Origin of the sequence: Streptomyces sp. NPDC057623 (assembly GCF_042800355.1) — a bacterium.
GTDB lineage: Bacteria > Actinomycetota > Actinomycetes > Streptomycetales > Streptomycetaceae > Streptomyces.
The window spans coordinates 186,721-203,584 of sequence record NZ_JBHVGZ010000001.1 but is presented as its reverse complement, the minus strand read 5'-3'; the positions used below and the strand labels follow the sequence as shown (position 1 = coordinate 203,584).

General features: G+C 72.5%; 9 protein-coding genes. 8 read left to right on the top strand and 1 reads right to left on the bottom strand.

Annotated features, from left to right (window positions below):
* Positions 1 to 134 precede the first annotated feature (134 nt).
* Positions 135 to 1,841, top strand: coding sequence for a glycerol-3-phosphate dehydrogenase/oxidase (locus ACFU95_RS00900; protein ID WP_383819872.1), 1,707 nt, complete (start codon positions 135 to 137; stop codon positions 1,839 to 1,841).
* A 104-nt stretch (positions 1,842 to 1,945) separates the two neighbouring features.
* On the opposite strand, the gene ACFU95_RS00895 is transcribed toward ACFU95_RS00900, so the two are convergent.
* A complete protein-coding gene (locus ACFU95_RS00895) occupies positions 1,946 to 3,046 on the bottom strand; it encodes a serine hydrolase domain-containing protein (protein ID WP_383819870.1) in 1,101 nt (366 codons plus the stop codon).
* 195 nt (positions 3,047 to 3,241) lie between these two features.
* On the opposite strand from ACFU95_RS00895, the gene ACFU95_RS00890 reads away from it, so the two are divergent.
* From ACFU95_RS00890 to ACFU95_RS00860, 7 genes are all read left to right on the top strand, one after another.
* On the top strand, positions 3,242 to 5,368 hold the full coding sequence (locus ACFU95_RS00890; protein WP_383819867.1) for a serine/threonine-protein kinase: 2,127 nt from the start codon (positions 3,242 to 3,244) through the stop codon (positions 5,366 to 5,368).
* Positions 5,369 to 5,553: 185 nt separating this feature from the next.
* Positions 5,554 to 8,325 (top strand): protein kinase, encoded by a 2,772-nt coding sequence (locus ACFU95_RS00885; protein WP_383819865.1) that lies wholly within the window; start codon positions 5,554 to 5,556, stop codon positions 8,323 to 8,325.
* A 152-nt stretch (positions 8,326 to 8,477) separates the two neighbouring features.
* Positions 8,478 to 10,172 (top strand): protein kinase, encoded by a 1,695-nt coding sequence (locus ACFU95_RS00880; RefSeq protein ID WP_383819862.1) that lies wholly within the window; start codon positions 8,478 to 8,480, stop codon positions 10,170 to 10,172.
* Positions 10,173 to 10,288: 116 nt separating this feature from the next.
* On the top strand, positions 10,289 to 11,512 hold the full coding sequence (locus ACFU95_RS00875) for a serine/threonine-protein kinase (RefSeq protein WP_383819859.1): 1,224 nt from the start codon (positions 10,289 to 10,291) through the stop codon (positions 11,510 to 11,512).
* Positions 11,513 to 11,604: 92 nt separating this feature from the next.
* On the top strand, positions 11,605 to 13,305 hold the full coding sequence (locus ACFU95_RS00870) for a serine/threonine-protein kinase (RefSeq protein ID WP_383819856.1): 1,701 nt from the start codon (positions 11,605 to 11,607) through the stop codon (positions 13,303 to 13,305).
* A 38-nt stretch (positions 13,306 to 13,343) separates the two neighbouring features.
* Positions 13,344 to 15,107 carry a serine/threonine-protein kinase gene (locus ACFU95_RS00865; protein WP_383819854.1) on the top strand — a complete coding sequence of 588 codons (1,764 nt, stop codon included), beginning with the start codon at positions 13,344 to 13,346 and terminating at the stop codon, positions 15,105 to 15,107.
* 143 nt (positions 15,108 to 15,250) lie between these two features.
* Positions 15,251 to 16,864, top strand: coding sequence for a succinic semialdehyde dehydrogenase (locus tag ACFU95_RS00860; protein WP_383819852.1), 1,614 nt, complete (start codon positions 15,251 to 15,253; stop codon positions 16,862 to 16,864).

Sequence of the window (16,864 nt, the reverse complement as noted above, 5' to 3'; positions counted from 1 at the left end):
GAGTGTTGTCCACAGGCTGGGGGCGCGTGGTGGCTGAACTCGGGCAACCCGGTCAGAATTCTGGGCAGGAGGGGGTACGAAGCGGGCTTCGCCCGATGGGTGCGGCCTACGCGACCGATGAGCGGGAGGCAGCGGTGAGGACAGCGACACTGGGGCCGGCGGAGCGCGCCGAGTCACTGGCAGCAATGGCCGAGCGTGAGCTGGACCTACTGGTCGTGGGCGGTGGCGTCGTGGGCGCGGGCACCGCCCTCGACGCGGCGACCCGCGGACTGTCCACCGGACTGGTCGAGGCGCGCGACTGGGCGTCGGGCACCTCCAGCAGGTCCAGCAAGCTGATCCACGGCGGCCTGCGCTATCTGGAGATGCTCGACTTCGCACTCGTACGGGAGGCACTGAAGGAACGCGGCCTGCTGGTGTCGCGGCTGGCTCCGCATCTGGTGAAGCCGGTGCCCTTCCTGTACCCGCTGCAGTACAAGGGCTGGGAGCGGCTGTACGCCGGTTCCGGTGTCCTGCTCTACGACCTCATGTCGATGGCCCGCGCCCACGGCCGGGGCATGCCCTTGCACCGCCACCTGAGCCGACGTCACGCCCTGCGCATCGCCCCCGCCCTGAAGAAGGACGCACTGGTCGGCGCGCTCCAGTACTACGACGCCCAGATGGACGACGCCCGCTATGTGGCCACCCTCGTGCGCACGGCGGCGGCGTACGGCGCGCGGGTCGCCAACCGCGCGCGCGTGACCGGGTTCCTGCGGGAGGGCGAACGTGTCGTCGGGGCCCGGGTGCAGGACGTCGAGGCGGGCGGCGAGTACGAGATCCGCGCCAAGCAGATCGTCAACGCGACCGGTGTCTGGACCGACGACACCCAGTCGATGGTGGGGGAGCGCGGACAGTTCCACGTACGCGCCTCCAAGGGCATCCACCTGGTCGTGCCCAAGGACCGTATCCACTCCACCACGGGGCTGATCCTGCGCACCGAGAAGTCCGTGCTGTTCGTCATCCCCTGGGGCCGGCACTGGATCGTCGGCACCACCGACACCGACTGGGACCTGGACAAGGCGCATCCGGCCGCGTCCAGCGCGGACATCGACTACCTGCTGGAACATGTGAACTCGGTGCTCGCGGTGCCGCTGACCCGCGATGACGTGGAGGGCGTGTACGCGGGCCTGCGGCCGCTGCTCGCCGGCGAGTCGGACGCCACGAGCAAACTGTCGCGCGAGCACACCGTGGCGCACCCCGTGCCCGGACTCGTCGTCGTGGCGGGCGGCAAGTACACGACGTACCGGGTGATGGCCAAGGACGCGGTGGACGCGGCGGTGCACGGGCTCGACATGCGGGTCGCCGAATGCGTCACGGAGGACATTCCGCTGCTGGGCGCCGAGGGGTACCCGGCGCTGTGGAACGCGCGTGCACGGATCGCGGCGCGGACGGGGATTCATGTGGTGCGGGTGGAGCACCTGTTGAACCGGTACGGGTCGCTGGCGGAGGAACTGCTCGAACTGATCGCCGCCGACCCCACGCTGGGCGAGCCCCTCCAGTCCGCCGACGACTATCTGCGCGCCGAGATCGTCTACGCCGCCTCGCACGAGGGGGCGCGGCACCTGGACGACGTGCTGACTCGGCGTACGCGCATCTCGATCGAGACGTTCGACAGGGGGACGCGGTGCGCGCGCGAGGCGGCCGTTCTGATGGCCCCGGTGCTGGGCTGGGACAAGGACCACATCGAACGCGAGATCCAGCACTACGAGAAGCGGGTGGAGGCCGAGCGGGAGTCGCAGCGGCAGCCCGACGATCTGACGGCGGACGCGGCGCGGCTGGGGGCGCCGGACATCGTGCCGTTGTAGTACGCCGGCGGCCCGGCCCGGTGGTGCTCTCCGGCCACGCGCCCCGGGGAGCGTCACTCGAACGGGTGGCGGAAGTCGGGATATCTGCTCGAACCTCGGCCGTTCTACCTGGTGCGAGGGCAGAACTCGGCGGCGAGCAGCCGGGGTTCGAGACCGGGATCTGCGATCGCTGTCGTGTTCACCCGGAAGGTCAGGACGCGACGACCGCCGACGGTGGCCGCGGAGCGCACGTAGCTGCCGGATATGCGCCCGTTGTGCCCCCAGACGACGGTGCCGCACGGCAGTTTCACGGGAAAGAGCCCCATGCCGTACGAGCCGTGTGCGGCACGGGTGTCGAGCATCTCGCGCAGCCAGCGCGGGGGCAGCACTCGGCCGCCGAGCAGCGCGGCGTAGAAGCGGTCGAGGTCGGCGAGCGTGGTCACCAGCTCGCCCGAGGCCCCGGCCACCCGCGGGTCGAGTTCGGTGACATCGGTTCCGTCGGTGGTGTAGGCGCGGCCGTGCGGAGAGGGCAGAGAGGTGCGGGATCCAGGGAAGGAGGTGCCGGTCAGACCCAGCGGAGCGATGACGCGGCGCTCGGCCTCGGCGGCGTAGGAGCGGCCGGTGACGTGCTCGATGACCAGGCCGAGCAGCACGTAGTTGGTGTTCGAGTAGGAGAAGCTGCCGGGGTCGGCAGGGGGGTGGGTGAGGGCGATGCGTACGGCCTGAAGCGGCGTGAGAGGGACGGTGCCCCCGGTCGCGGCGGCGAAGTCGTACAGGCCGCTGGTGTGCGTCAGCAGGGAACGAAGGGTCAGCGCGCGCCCGTCGTTGCCCGCCCCGCGCACCAGGCCCGGCAGGTACCGCTCCACCGGGGCGGAGAGGGACAGCTCTCGCTCGGCGGCCAGTTGCAGGACGACCGTCGCGATGAAGGTCTTGGTGATGCTGCCGGCGCGGAAGTGGTCGGTGCGGGCGATGCCCTGGCCGGCCCGGGCGTAGTGGATGCCGGTCCTCTCGCGGGCCAGCAGGGCCGCGGCGGGGGCCTTGCCCCGGGTGAGCAGCCGCGGCAGGAGGAAGTCCGTCGCCTGTGCGGTGGAGGACGACGAGGCGGTGCGTGCCGAGGAGGAGGTGGAGGACGGGCCGAGGAGTGCCGGGCCCAGCAGACCGAGGAGCGTCAGGGCCACCGGAAGGGCCACCAGTGTCCGGAGCAGGGGCGTCGCCGGTCGAGCCATGCGGGTTCCTTCCCTTGTCGCGGCACATCATGCCGGGCAAGCGGAACGCGCGATTCACCGGGCCTCGGGGGCGCCGGGCCAGGAGAGCCCGGTCCGTGCGGTCGGGTGGCGGAGACAGAGGCACCCTGGGCGTCGGGCACTTGTCGGGTGAGAGACAATGGAGGCTCTGTCAGGGCGGGTTGTATGAGGGGACTCATGTCGGAGGCGGAGCGGGCGGGGACATCTCGTCAGGACACTCGTCAGGACGACCGCGAGCGTCTCCTCGCGGGGCGGTACCGGCTGGGCGGCGTGCTCGGCCGAGGCGGCATGGGCACGGTGTGGCGTGCCGTGGACGAGACTCTCGGGCGGACCGTCGCCGTCAAGGAGCTGAGGTTCCCGTCGAACATCGACGAGGAGGAGAAGCGGCGGCTGATCACGCGGACCCTGCGTGAGGCCAAGGCGATCGCGCGGATCCGCAACAACAGCGCGGTGACGGTGTTCGACGTGGTCGAGGAGGACGACCGGCCGTGGATCGTGATGGAGCTCGTCGAGGGCAAGTCGCTCGCCGAGGTCATCCGTGAGGACGGTCTCCTGGAGCCCAAGCGGGCGGCCGAGGTCGGCCTGGCCGTGCTCGACGTGCTGCGCTCCGCGCACCGCGAGGGCATCCTGCACCGCGATGTGAAGCCGTCGAACGTCCTGCTGGAGTCCGACACCGAGCGGGTCGTGCTCACCGACTTCGGCATCGCCCAGGTCGAGGGCGACCCCTCCATCACTTCGACCGGCATGCTCGTCGGCGCGCCCTCCTACATCTCCCCGGAGCGGGCCCGCGGCCACAAGCCGGGCCCCGCGGCCGACCTCTGGTCGCTGGGCGGACTGTTGTACGCGTCGGTCGAGGGGGTGCCCCCGTACGACAAGGGTTCCGCGATCGCCACGCTCACGGCGGTGATGACCGAGCCGATGGAGGAGCCGAAGAACGCGGGTCCGCTGAAGGACGTCATCTACGGCCTGCTCACCAAGGATCCGGAGAAGCGGCTCGACGACGCCAGGGCGCGGGCGATGCTCAACGCCGTCATCCACGCGCGCAAGGCCGAGCCGGAGCCGGCGGACGCGACGAAGGTCGTGCCGTTGCCGCCGCAGCCGGACGCCCCCGAGGGCAAGAGCCGTTCGGGTGCCACGGCCGGCAAGCGCGGCGAGGAGGCCGGGGAGCGGTTGCGCGGGGCGCTGCGGTCCGTGCGCAAGGCCGCGGCGGGTGCGGGAGCGGCCGGGACGGCTGCCGCTCGTACCAAGTCCGGCGGTGAGAGCGCTGTTTCGGAGTCCGGTGAGGCAGCGGCCGGTGGATCGTCCACGGCGGTGGGCGGGGCCGGGGCGTCGTCGCAGGGCGGGACTTCGGGGCGCTCTTCGGGCGCCGGGACGAGCGGAGCGGCCGCTGCGTCCGGTGCCGGTGCCGGTGTCGGTGACCGTTCCGGTGCGGGTGAGCGGGATATGGAGTCGGCGAACGGGCAGAGCGGGGGCCGGAGTTCCGGGTGGCCCGTGATGACGCCGCCGGATCTGCCGCCGCGGCCGGTGCCGAGGGCGCCGCTCACCGACGTGGTGCCGAAGCGGACGCTGGTGATCATCGCGGTGGCCGTGGCGCTCGTCGTGCTCGGTGTGGTGCTGGCGCTCACGCTCGGTGACGACAACGACTCGAAGACGTCGGCGAGCATCGGCGGGGACAAGGCTTCCGCCAAGGCCAGTGCCGGCGCCGACACCAAGACGGACGAGAAGGACGGTACGCGGGCGGACGGCGAGGAGTCCGCGTCCGCGACGACCGGGTCGGGCTCCGGCGAGGGCGCCGGGACCGGTAGGACACCGAGCGACGGAGCGAGCGCGACCGGCGGGAGCGGTGCCGAGGCCGGGTCCGGGAGCGGCAGCAAGGTCGTGGAGACCCACAAGGGGAGCCAGGGGTACTCGATCGGGCTGCCCAAGGGATGGAAGTTCAGCTCCTCGGCCTCGGCGGGCGACCGGTTCACCGGGCCCGACGGACAGAAGCTGCTCGTCGCCTGGACGTCCACGCCGAAGGGCGATCCGGTGGCGGACTGGAAGAACCAGGAGCGGGGCATGGTCCGCTCGCAGTACAAGAAGATCCGCATAGAGGAAGTGGACTACCGAGGTTGGAACACGGCCGACTGGGAGTTCACCTATGTGGAGGGCGGTACGAAGTACCGGACGATCGACCGCGGGTTCGTCGTGAACGACCAACTCGGACACGCGCTGATGTACACCGCGAAGGCTTCGAACTGGGACAGCGATCTGCGCAAGGACACCTGGAAGACGCTGACGGAGTCGTTCAAGCCGAAGTCGTGAAGTGAGCGGAATTCGGTTTGGGCTCGTGGCGGCCGGGATTGAGGCGTGAGATCCGGCAACCCCTCTTTGCGAGTTGCCTCCGGCACGTATCGTGAGTGCTTGCGGACCGAACGCATTTGGTCGTGCGTCGGGAACGGGACGCAAGGCGAACGGAATTGACCAACCGGGCGGCCGGGGGAGGCAACGTGGACGACTATGCGGGTCGGGTGCTCGCCGACCGCTACCGCCTGCCGCTGCCGCCCTCCGACGAGTACGAACTCACCGAGACCCGCGCCTTCGACACCTACAGCGGGCAGGAAGTGCTCGTCCGGCAGGTGCCGTTGCCGGAGGTCGTCGAGGCGGAGGTGCTGGACGCCGAGGGGCTCCCCGACGGTTTCACGGCACGCGATGCGCGCGAGCGCGGGACGGGGCGGCGATCCTCCTCCCGTACGAGCACGCGCAGGCCCAGCGACCCCGCTGTGCGGCGGGCGGTCGAGGCGGCGCAGGCCGCGGCGCGGATCCCCGACCATCCACGGCTGGACCAGGTCTTCGACGTGTTTGCCGAGGGCGGGTCGTTGTGGATAGTGAGCGAGTTCGTGGCCGCGCGCCCGCTGGCGGCACTGCTGGCCGAGAAGCCGTTGACGCCGTACCGGGCGGCCGAGGTCGCCTCCGACGTCCTCATGGCGCTGCGGGTGCTGCACGCGCACGGCTGGGTCCATCGGAACATCACCGCCCGCACGGTGCTCGTCTGCGACGACGGCCGGGTGATGCTCACCGGGCTCGCGGTCGGGGCCGCGGAGGAGGCGCTGTGCGGGTACGACCCCGTGCCGGTCGAGGACGGTGACGGCGACGGCGAGGGGGACGGCGGATCCGGGACGTTCGGGGGCGGGCCGGCCGTCGGCGGCGCGGGTGGCCCCGTGCCTCCCGGCCCCCGCGCGGGCGGAACCGGCACGGACGGTGCGGATCCCGAGGCTGCCCGGCGTGCCGCCATCGAGGCGCGTGCGGCCGGAGGGCTGCCGGTCCCCGGCGCCGACGAGGGCATCGGGACGCAGACGTCGGGTGCGGCCCCGCGCGGTGCTCCCGAGACCGGCGGCGACGTCAGGGCCGCGCGGGCCGGAGCGATCGCCGCGTACCGGGCGGGCGCCCGTGCCGCGGCCCGGGTGCAGGAGACGCAGCAGAACGGGCGGGCCGCGTTGTCCGGCGCCCGGCCGGCGCCCGAGGACGGCCCCGCCGCCGGGGCCGACGGCGCGGCGCAGCAGCCGTACGGCTCCGGCAACGGCACCACCACGCCCCCGGGCCGGATAGCCGACCCGTACGGCGTGCGGGCCCCGACCTGGCACGGTGCCGCGCCCCGCGGCGGGGCCGTCGGCGCCCCTGCGGACGACGGGCGCGGCCGCACGGCACTTCCTCCGGCGGGGCCGGGCGCCCACCCGGGCCGTACCGGCAGCACCCCTCCCGACGCGGGCCTGCCCGCCGCCGGTCGCGAGGTGTTGCCTGCCGCGGGAGCCTCCGCCCCAGGTGCGGGTGGCTTTCCCCCGCGAGGCGTACCCGTTCCCGGCGCCGGCGGCCTTCCCGCGCCGGGCGCCCCCGGCTTCCCCGCGCCGGGCGCCGCCGGGTCTCCCGTGCGCGGCGTGCCCGCCGGCGGTGGCGCCTCACCGCACCCCCCGGCCCGCTGGGACGACCTCGTGGCCGGTACCCCCGCCCGCCGCGGACCCACCACCGCGCTCGCCGCGGAGCGGGCCCGGCAGGCGCGGATGGCCGTCGTCGGGCCCGTGACCGAGCGGTGGGCGCCGGAGCAGGCCGGGCCCGTGCACGAGAACTGGCAGCTCGCCGCGCCGATCGGGCCCGCGACCGACCTGTGGGCGCTGGGAGCGCTGCTCTTCCGGGCCGTACAGGGGCATGCGCCGTATCCGGAGGAGTCGACGGCCGAGCTCGTGCAGATGGTGTGCGCGGAGCCGCCCGCCTTCGCCGAGGAGTGCGGGCCGCTGCGGCCGGTCGTGGAGTCGCTGCTGCGTCAGGACCCCACCGAGCGCCTCGACTTCGAGGAGGTGCGCGGCTGGCTGCGTTCGCTCGTGCGGTCCGCGCCCGAGCCGGAGGCCGGTACGCATGTCGTCGCCGCCCCGCCCGCCGACCCGAACCGGCTGCCGATCGTGCGGCGCCGGGGCGAGCTGGTGCGCAGGCGGCGGGGCGGGCTGCCCGCGCATCACGGGCGGCACAAGCGGGCCAAGCAGGAGGCGGCGCACTCGCCCCGCAGACTCGGGCGGACGTTGCTGGTGCTCGTGCTGCTCGGCATGGCCGCGGCGATCGCGTACGCCATGCTGTTCATGCCCAAGGCAGACCAGGGTGACGGCGCCACGGCCGACGCCGGGCGCACCGGTGCCGCCGGCCAGGCCGACGAGGCGGTACCCGAGCAGTCCGCCGAAGCGAGCAGTGAGCCGCGGCCCGACCAGACCTCACCGGAGTCCGGCAACAGCCCCTCGGAGGACGCCGGTTCCACCGAGCCCCAGACCGACGGACCCGAGGTCCCGGATGGTTTCACCCTCCGCGAGGACGAGGCCGGGTTCCAGATCGCCGTCGCCAACGGTTGGAACCGCACGCCGAAGAACGGGCGCGGACAGGTCGTGTACTCGCACGGGGGCTTCGACCTCATCGTCGTGCGCGGCCGGGACACCGCGGACCAGTACGGCAGCGACCCCATGGTCTACCAGCGGGAGCACGAGCGGGAGTTGCAGCCGTACCGGGACTCCAGCTGGGCCTCCTCCGGCGGGCTGAAGACCATTCAGGTCGGTGAGCGCACCATGGCCGAGGGACAGTTCACCTGGACCGACGACCAGGGGCGCGAGCTGTTCGTACGCAACGTCGCGATCCTCATCGACGGCCGGTACCACGTGGTGCAGGTGCGCGGCCCGGAGGCCGAGCGGGACGAGGTGACCCGGCTGTTCGAGCAGGCGTCGGCGACGTACCAGGTCACCGGCTGATTCCGCCCGCCAACCCTGGGTGACGGTTGCTTCAGGATGCTGAAAGCGACAACCATCACAGTGCGGTCTCCTTGGCACCCCCGTGGTTCCGGTCGCGTCGGCCGGTCCTTAACCTGAGCCTGTCAAGAGCATTGCGGGGCAACGTGAATCAGATGCAGGGCCAGCTCGTTTCGGGCCGCTACCGGCTCGCCGACGCGATCGGCAGCGGCGGTATGGGGCGAGTGTGGCGTGCCCACGACGAGGTGCTGCACCGGGCCGTCGCCATCAAGGAACTGACCGCCGCGCTCTACGTCTCCGAGAGCGACCAGGAGCGGCTGCTCGCGCGCACCCGCGCCGAGGCGCGCGCCGCCGCGCGCATCAACCACTCGGCCGTGGTCACGGTGCACGACGTGCTGGAGCACGACGGCCGGCCCTGGATCGTGATGGAGCTGGTCGAGGGGTACTCCCTGGCCGACGCGGTCAAGGAGCGCGGACGCGTCGAGCCGGCCGAGGCCGCCCGCATCGGACTGTGGGTGCTGCGGGCGCTGCGCGCCGCCCACACCGCCGGCGTCCTGCACCGGGACATCAAGCCCGGCAACGTCCTGCTCTCCGAGGACGGCCGCGTCCTCCTCACCGACTTCGGCATCGCCCAGATCGAAGGCGACACGACCATCACCCGCACCGGCGAGGTCGTCGGCTCGGTCGACTACCTCGCCCCCGAGCGCGTCCGCGGTCACGACCCGGGCCCCTCCTCCGACCTGTGGGCGCTCGGCGCGACGCTCTACACGGCCGTGGAGGGCCGCTCGCCCTTCCGCCGCACCTCCCCGCTGGGCACCATGCAGGCGGTCGTCGAGGAGGAGGCGGCCCCGCCGCAGCACGCCGGCCCCCTCACACCCGTGATCAGCGCCCTGCTGCGCAAGGATCCGGCCACCCGGCCCGACGCCGCCGAGGCCGAGCAGATGCTGGCCGAGGCGGCGGAGGGACGGCAGCCGAGCGCGGCGCAGGCGTATGTGCAGACCCAGCGCACCCGCTACGAGCCGGAGCCGCGCACGGGGCCCGCGCACGCGGGGGGAGCCGCGCCCACCGGGGCACCGACGCCGGCGACCGGCACGCCGTACCCGCCGATGACCGGTCCGACGACCTTCGGGTCGTCCTACGACACCGGGGGCACCGGCACCGGTAACGGCACAGGCACCGGCGGCGCGCCCGTACGGCCGCCCAGGCGCCGTCGCCGGCTGCGCTCGCTCGCCCTCGTCGTGGCGCTCGCCGCGATCGTCGGCGGCGGCACCGCGGTGGTGCTTCAGAAATGGGGGCCGGAGGCGGGCAGCACGTCCGTCTCGAGCACGCCCGGCCCCACGGAGAGCGAGTCGCAGAGGCCGGAGGCCGGCGTCCCCTCGTCCTGGGTCCTCTACAAGGACCCCCTGGGCTTCAGCCTCTATCTGCCCAAGGGCTGGCAGCGGGAGGTGGTCGGCAAGGAGATCGACGGTCTCCAGCAGGTCGACTACACGCCGGACGGCGGCGAGCACTTCGTCCGTATCGCCGTCGACACCTCGCCCGACTTCGCGAACGCCTACGACCACCAGCTCGACCTGGAGCAGCAGGTGGGGCGGAAGCTGGTCGACTACGAGACCGTGTACCTGAAGAAGGACCTCTACCGCGACCGCGAGGGCTCCCTGTGGGAGTACACGTGGACCGCGCTGGCCAAGGACACGCCCTTCCCCGGACCGCGCCGGGCCATCGACCAGGCGTACATCGACCGGGACGGCACGGAGTACGCGATCTACATGTCCTCGCCCGAGGCGGACTGGGCTGCCACGCGCAAGCAGTTCACGGCGGTGCTCCAGGGCTGGCAGGCCAGCGGGTCCTGAGAGTCCGCGGAGGCGCGGCGCCACCGTCGAGCGGCTTTTGAAACCCTTTGCTCCTTTGCAGAGTTGGCCGATCGGCGCCCCGGAGCGGATCCGTCCGTTGCTGCATGATGGGGCGCATGGGGACCGAGGGAGCCAACTTCCGTGTGATCGCGGGGCGTTACCGCCTTGAGGAGCAGCTCGGTCGCGGCGGCATGGGCGTCGTATGGCGGGCGACCGACCAGTTACTCGGACGGCAGGTGGCCGTCAAGGAACTTCCCCTCGACGAGACGCTCTCCGCGGCCGAGGCCCGGCGACAGCGCCAGCGCACCCTGCGCGAGGCCAGAGCGGTGGCACAGCTGAGCCACCCGCACGTCATCGTCGTCCACGACATACTCAAGGACGACGAACGCCCGTACATCGTGATGGAGCTGGTCGACGGGGACTCCCTCGCCGACCGGATCGCGGCACACGGGCCCGTCGAGGCACCCGAGGCCGCCCGGATCGGCGTCGACCTGCTGAGCGCGCTGCGGACGGCCCACGAGGCCGGGGTCCTGCACCGGGACATCACACCGGCCAACGTGCTCATCGAGAACGGCACCGACCGCGTCGTCCTCACCGACTTCGGCATCGCCCAGGTACCGGGCACGTCCACGCTCACCGAGTCCGGGGCCTTCGTCGGCTCACCGGAGTACACCGCGCCCGAGCGGATGTCCGGGTCCCGGACCGGTCCCGCCGCCGACCTGTGGTCGGTGGGCGCGCTGCTGTGCGCGGCCCTGAGCGGTGAATCACCGTTCCGGCGCGACTCGTTGAGCGGCATCGTGCTCGCCGTGGTGTCCGACGACATCCGTCCGCCCGTGCAGGCGGCGCCGATCCTGCCGGTCGTGCAGGGGTTGCTGGAGCGGGATCCCGGGCGGCGGCTGGACGCGGCGGGGGCGGAGCGGATGCTGCGGGACTTTCTGGAGACGGGGCACACGCTCGTGCCGAAACGGTTCGGCAGGGTCACCGCGGTGGTCTCGGCCGAGCGCCCGTACTCGACCCGCAGCATGCTGGCCACCGTCGTGCTGGTCGCCGCGATGGCGGTGGCGGGGGTGTCGGCGGCGGCGCTGCTGATGAACGGGGGCGGCGGCGACGGGGGTGTCGTGCCGACCAGTTCGGCGCCGGAGACCTCGGGCGGGCCGACCACCGCGTCGCCGTCACCGAGTACGTCGCCGTCACCGACCAGGGCGCCCTCACCAGGCAGGTCCCCTTCACCAGGCGCGTCCCCGTCGTCCAGTACGTCCCCTTCACCGAGCACGTCTTCCCCACCCGGCGCGTCCTCCCCGGCCAGCACTTCGGCCCTCGTACCCGCCAACTCTGAATAAAGGGGAGATAAGGAGCGATCTGAGTCACGGCTCTGTGACCGGAAAGGGTTCACGCTGGCTGCCGAACCGCTTGCCGCGATATGGATGGAGCCATGAGCAGCAACGGGGGAGCCCCTTACCGGTCCGACGAGCCGACCAGTTTTGAACTGCAACCGCCGCAGCCGAACCAGGCCGGGCCCGTACCCCACCCGAACAACCCGTACGCGGCGCCCACTCAGGGCGTACCGCAGTCGGCCGTACCGCAGTCCGCCGTACCGCGGCAGGCGCCCGCGCCCGCCCAGCCCGCCACCCCGCCGGCCCCGCCCACCCCGGATCCCGGTACCGGACGGTTGATCGCGGGCCGTTACCGGCTGCTCGCCAAGCTCGGGCACGGCGGCATGGGCACCGTATGGCGGGCCAAGGACGAGACGATGGACCGCGAGGTCGCTGTCAAGGAGCCCCGCGTACCGGATCACCTTCCCGAACGCGAACGCGCCAACGCCTTCGAGCGCATGCGCCGCGAGGCGCGCGCCGCGGCCCGGCTCGATCATCCGGCGGTCGTGAACGTGCATGACGTCGCGGTCGTGGACGGCCAGCCCTGGATCGTGATGGAGCTCGTCCAGGGCCGTTCGCTGGGCGACGCGCTCCAGGAGGGCACCCTCGGGGCCCGGGACGCGGCGAGAATCGGCCTCGAAGTGCTCGGCGCGCTGGAGGCGGCGCACGCGGCCGGCATCCTGCACCGTGACGTGAAGCCGGACAACGTCATGCTCGGCCGCCACGACCGCGTCGTGCTCACCGACTTCGGCATCGCCCAGATCGAGGGCGAGACCAATCTGACCGACACCGGCGGCTTCGTCGGCTCGCCCGAGTACATCGCACCGGAGCGGGTCCTGGGCCAGCGGCCGGGACCGGCGAGCGACCTGTGGTCCCTGGGCGTCGTCCTGTATGCGGCGGCGGAGGGCGTCTCGCCGTTCCGCCGCAGCAACACCCCGGCCACCCTCCAGTCGGTCCTCAACGCCACGCCCGCGCCGCCCGCCGCGGCCCAGGGCCCGCTGGCCGAGGCCATCAACGGCCTGCTCCAGAAGGACCCGGCGCGCCGCCCCGACGCCGCGCGGACGCGCGCCCTGCTGGAACAGACGGCCAACCCGCCGGTTCCGGCGCCGACCGCGCAGGTCGTGCGGATCACAGAGGGCGGGGGCGGCGTCCGGCTGGGGCGCAAGACGCTGCTCGGGCTCGGTGCGGCGGTCGTCGCGGCGGCGGTGGCGGCGTACCTGGTGATCGCCGACCCGTTCGCGGGGCCGCTGCCGGACCACTGGAGGATCCGCGAGGAGAAGACCCTCGCCGCCTCGCTGGCCGTGCCCGACGGCTACCAGCGGACCACGCCCGAGGACGAGGACGAGAACGGGGTCGTGTACGCCGACGAGAGCGGCGCGATCTGGATCGGCCTGAGGCTCGACAAGAAGGCCGAGGACGACAGCAACTCCATCGCCGGGTCCGCGGCCGCAGAGATGTACGAGGACGACGGCGACTACAAGGAGAACGGCTACTACGAGGCGAGCATGCCGGCGAACCCGAAGACGGACCCCAGGCAGACCACGTACCAGGGCCACAAGTCCGCCGAGAACACGATCGTCTACACCACCACCGACACCCAGAACCCGCGCCCGCGCGAGATGAGGATCTTCTACTACAAGACCTCGGCCGGGAACATGTACAAGCTCACCGTCAGCTACCCCGGCAAGGGCGACTTCACGGACCGCGGACGTGAGGTGGCGCGGACCACCATCGCGAACCTGGACATCGGCAAGCTCTGAACTGGCGAAGGGCCCGCCCCGCAAGGTAGGCATGGGGCATGAGCGAAGACGGTGACCGCACCGGACCCAACGGGCGTGTGATCGGCGGGCGTTACCGGCTGATCGAGCGCATCGGCTCCGGCGGCATGGGCACCGTCTGGCGGGCGCTCGACGAACTGGTCGACCGCGAAGTCGCCGTCAAACAGCCGCGGTTGCCCGGCGACCCGGAGGACGCGGCCCACCAGCGGGCCGCCCACCGGCTCTACCGCGAGGCCCGCGCCGCCGCCCGTGTCGAGCATCCGGCCGCCGTCGCCATCCATGACGTCGTCGTCGAGGACAGGCTGCCCTGGATCGTCATGGAGCTGGTGCGCGGCGAGTCCCTGCACGAACTCCTCCGGCGCGGCCCGCTGGAGGCGACCGAGGCCGCCCGCATCGGCCTCGCCGTCCTCGGCGCACTGCGCGCCGCGCACGCCGTCGGCATCGTCCACCGCGACGTCAAGCCCGCCAACGTACTGCTCGGCGCTCCCTCCTCCGCGAGTTCGCTCAAGCGGGAGCACGCCCACCGGCGCGTCGTCCTCACCGACTTCGGCATCGCCCACATCCAGGGCGAGGAGTCCCTCACCGTCAGCGGCGAGTTCGTCGGCTCCCTGGAGTTCATCGCCCCCGAGCGGATGTCCGGCCGCGGCGCCGGCCCCGCCTCCGACCTGTGGTCGCTGGGCGTGCTCCTGTACGCCGCCGTGGAGGGCTGGTCCCCCTTCCGCCGTACGACCCTGGAGTCGACGCTCGCCGCGATCCTCGCCGCCGACCCGCCCGAGCCGGAACAGGCGGGACCGCTGGGGTCGCTGATCGTGCGGATGCTGGTCAAGGACCCCGAGCGACGGCCCGACGCGGACGAGGTCGGGGCGGTGCTGGAGGCGGTGGCGGAGGGGTGGCCGGTGCCTGTTCCCTCGGGGAGTTCGGCGGGGGCGGAGCCACAGGACGCCTCCGGGCTGCGGGAGTTCGCGGAGGATTCGGGGACCGTACGGCTGGGAGGCGGGACGGCGTCAGGGGCGGCGTCCCGGCCGGCGGGTGAGCGGGGGCACGACCCGGCGGGCGAACAGGCGCCCGACCCGACCACCGATCCGGCGTCCGGTTCGCCCACCGGCCCGGCGTCCGACCCCGCGGCCGACCCCACGGCCTCGATCCCGCACGGCAAGGGCCGCTTCCTCCTGCGCCCGGTTCCGGTCGCGTTGCTGGGTGTCCTTCTCGTCGGCGGCACCTGGTTCGCCGCCTCCACCGTCCTCGTCGACACGGACGACGAGCCGAGGGCGATGAACCCCGTCTACACCTCGGCGCCCCTGGCACCGGCCACCACCCCCACGCCCACCCCCGTCGGCACCTGGACCGCGCACCGGGAGAAGGACATGGACGCCGTCCTCTTCCTCCCCGCCGAGTACAAGGAGGCCGCGCGCGAGGGCGGCGCCGCCGACCAGCCGCGGCTCGTCGTCTACGACACCGGCCTCGTGCAGGTCCGCCTCACCCGATGGGACAAGGCGCCCCGCCCGCTGCTGGACCAGGCGCGCGACGCCCAGGACACCTGGGACAGCTACCACCACGACGCGAGCAGCCAGTACACGCGCACCACCTTCGAGGGTCATGACGCCGTCCTCGTCGACACCACCTACGACAAGGAGGAGTCGCCGACCCGCGTCATGCAGCTCATCGTGGTCACCGGCGAGGACCGCATGTACGAGCTGCGCGTCGACATGCCCAAGGGCACGCCCACGGAGAAGAAGGGCACCGCGGTCTTCAAGGGCGCCCGTGACCGACTTGACATCGAGTGATCCGGCACCGTCCCTGAAGTGACTCGGCAACGCCCTGATCAGCGCGTTTGTTGCCAGTGGACACTGGCGGCATGTGAGCACTCGGTGAATCCCCGTTACCGACGGGTACACAAAGCCTGGCCCTCCGGCATACCCTGCGCCTCATGACGGACGCGCAGGCCCCGGCCAAGACCGGCACCAACCCTCTCGCCCCCGCCCCGGAGGGCGCCCGTACCGCCGCCGACGTGGTCACCCCCGAGCTGGTGGCCCAGCTCACCAAGGGCGTGGTCGGCTCCGGTCGTACCGCCAACCACACGCCGTTCACCGGCGAGAAGCTGGCCGACCTGCCCGAATCCACGCCCGAGGACGTGCAGAAGGCATTCGAGGCGGCCCGTCAGGCGCAGGCCGTCTGGGCCCAGGTCCCCGTGCGGCAGCGTGCCGCCGTCCTGCTCCGCTTCCACGACCTGGTGCTCGAACGCCAGGCCGAGGTCCTCGACCTCATCCAGCTGGAGACCGGCAAGGCCCGGCTGCACGCCCACGAGGAGGTGCAGGCCGTAGCCGTCGCGGCCCGCCACTACGGCCGTAAGGCCCCCGCCTACCTCAGGCCGAAGCGGCACGCGGGCGCCATGCCCACGCTCACCCGGGTCACCGAACTGCGCCACCCGCGCGGTGTCGTCGGCCAGATAGCCCCCTGGAACTACCCCCTGGAGCTGTCCGTCGGCGATGCGCTCCCGGCCTTCGTCACGGGCAACGCGGTCGTCATGAAGCCGGACACGGAGACCTGCCTGACCGCCCTGTGGGCCCGTGACCTGCTGATCGAGGCCGGCCTGCCCGCCGACGTCTTCCAGGTCGTCCTCGGCGAGGGCCCGGTCGTCGGCCCCGAGGTCGTCCGGCACGCCGACTACGTCTCCTTCACCGGTTCCACCCGCACCGGCCGCGAGGTCGCCCAGGGCGCCGCGGCCCGCCTGGTCGGCGTCTCGCTCGAACTCGGCGGCAAGAACGCGATGCTGGTCCTTCAGGACGCGGACATCGAGAAGGCCGCCGCGGGCGCCGTCCGCGCCTGCTTCTCCTCCGCGGGCCAGCTGTGCATCTCCATCGAGCGGCTGTACGTCCACGAGTCCGTCGCCGACGCCTTCGTCGAGCGCTTCGCCGCCCGCACCAGGGCGATGCGGCTGGGCAAGTCCCTCGCGTACGGGGCCGACATGGGCTCCCTGGTCGGCGAGCGCCAGCTGGAGACGGTCGCCCGGCACGTGGAGGAGGCCGTGGCGAAGGGCGCGAAGCTCGTCGCCGGCGGCACGGCCCGCCCCGACATCGGCCCGTACTTCTTCGAGCCGACCATCCTCGACGGCGTCGAGCCGGAGATGAGCGTCTGCGCCGAGGAGACGTTCGGGCCGGTCGTCTCCATCTACCGTTTCAAGACCGAGGACGAGGCGATCGAGCACGCCAACTCCACGCCGTACGGCCTCAACTCCTCCGTCTGGACGAAGGACGGCGGCCGCGGCCGCGCGGTCGCCGCCCGTCTTCGCACCGGCACGGTGAACGTCAACGAGGGCTACGCCCCCGCCTACGGCAGCGTCCAGTCGCCCATGGGCGGCATGAAGGACTCCGGCCTCGGCCGCCGCCACGGCTCCGAGGGCATCCTCAAGTACACGGAGGCCCAGACGGTCGCCCAGCAGCGGCTGCTGCCGATGGCGCCGTCGCTGGGGATGGACGACGAGAAGTACGCGCAGTTCATGAGCAGGAGCCTGCGGCTGATGAAGGCGTTCCGTTTCCGCTAG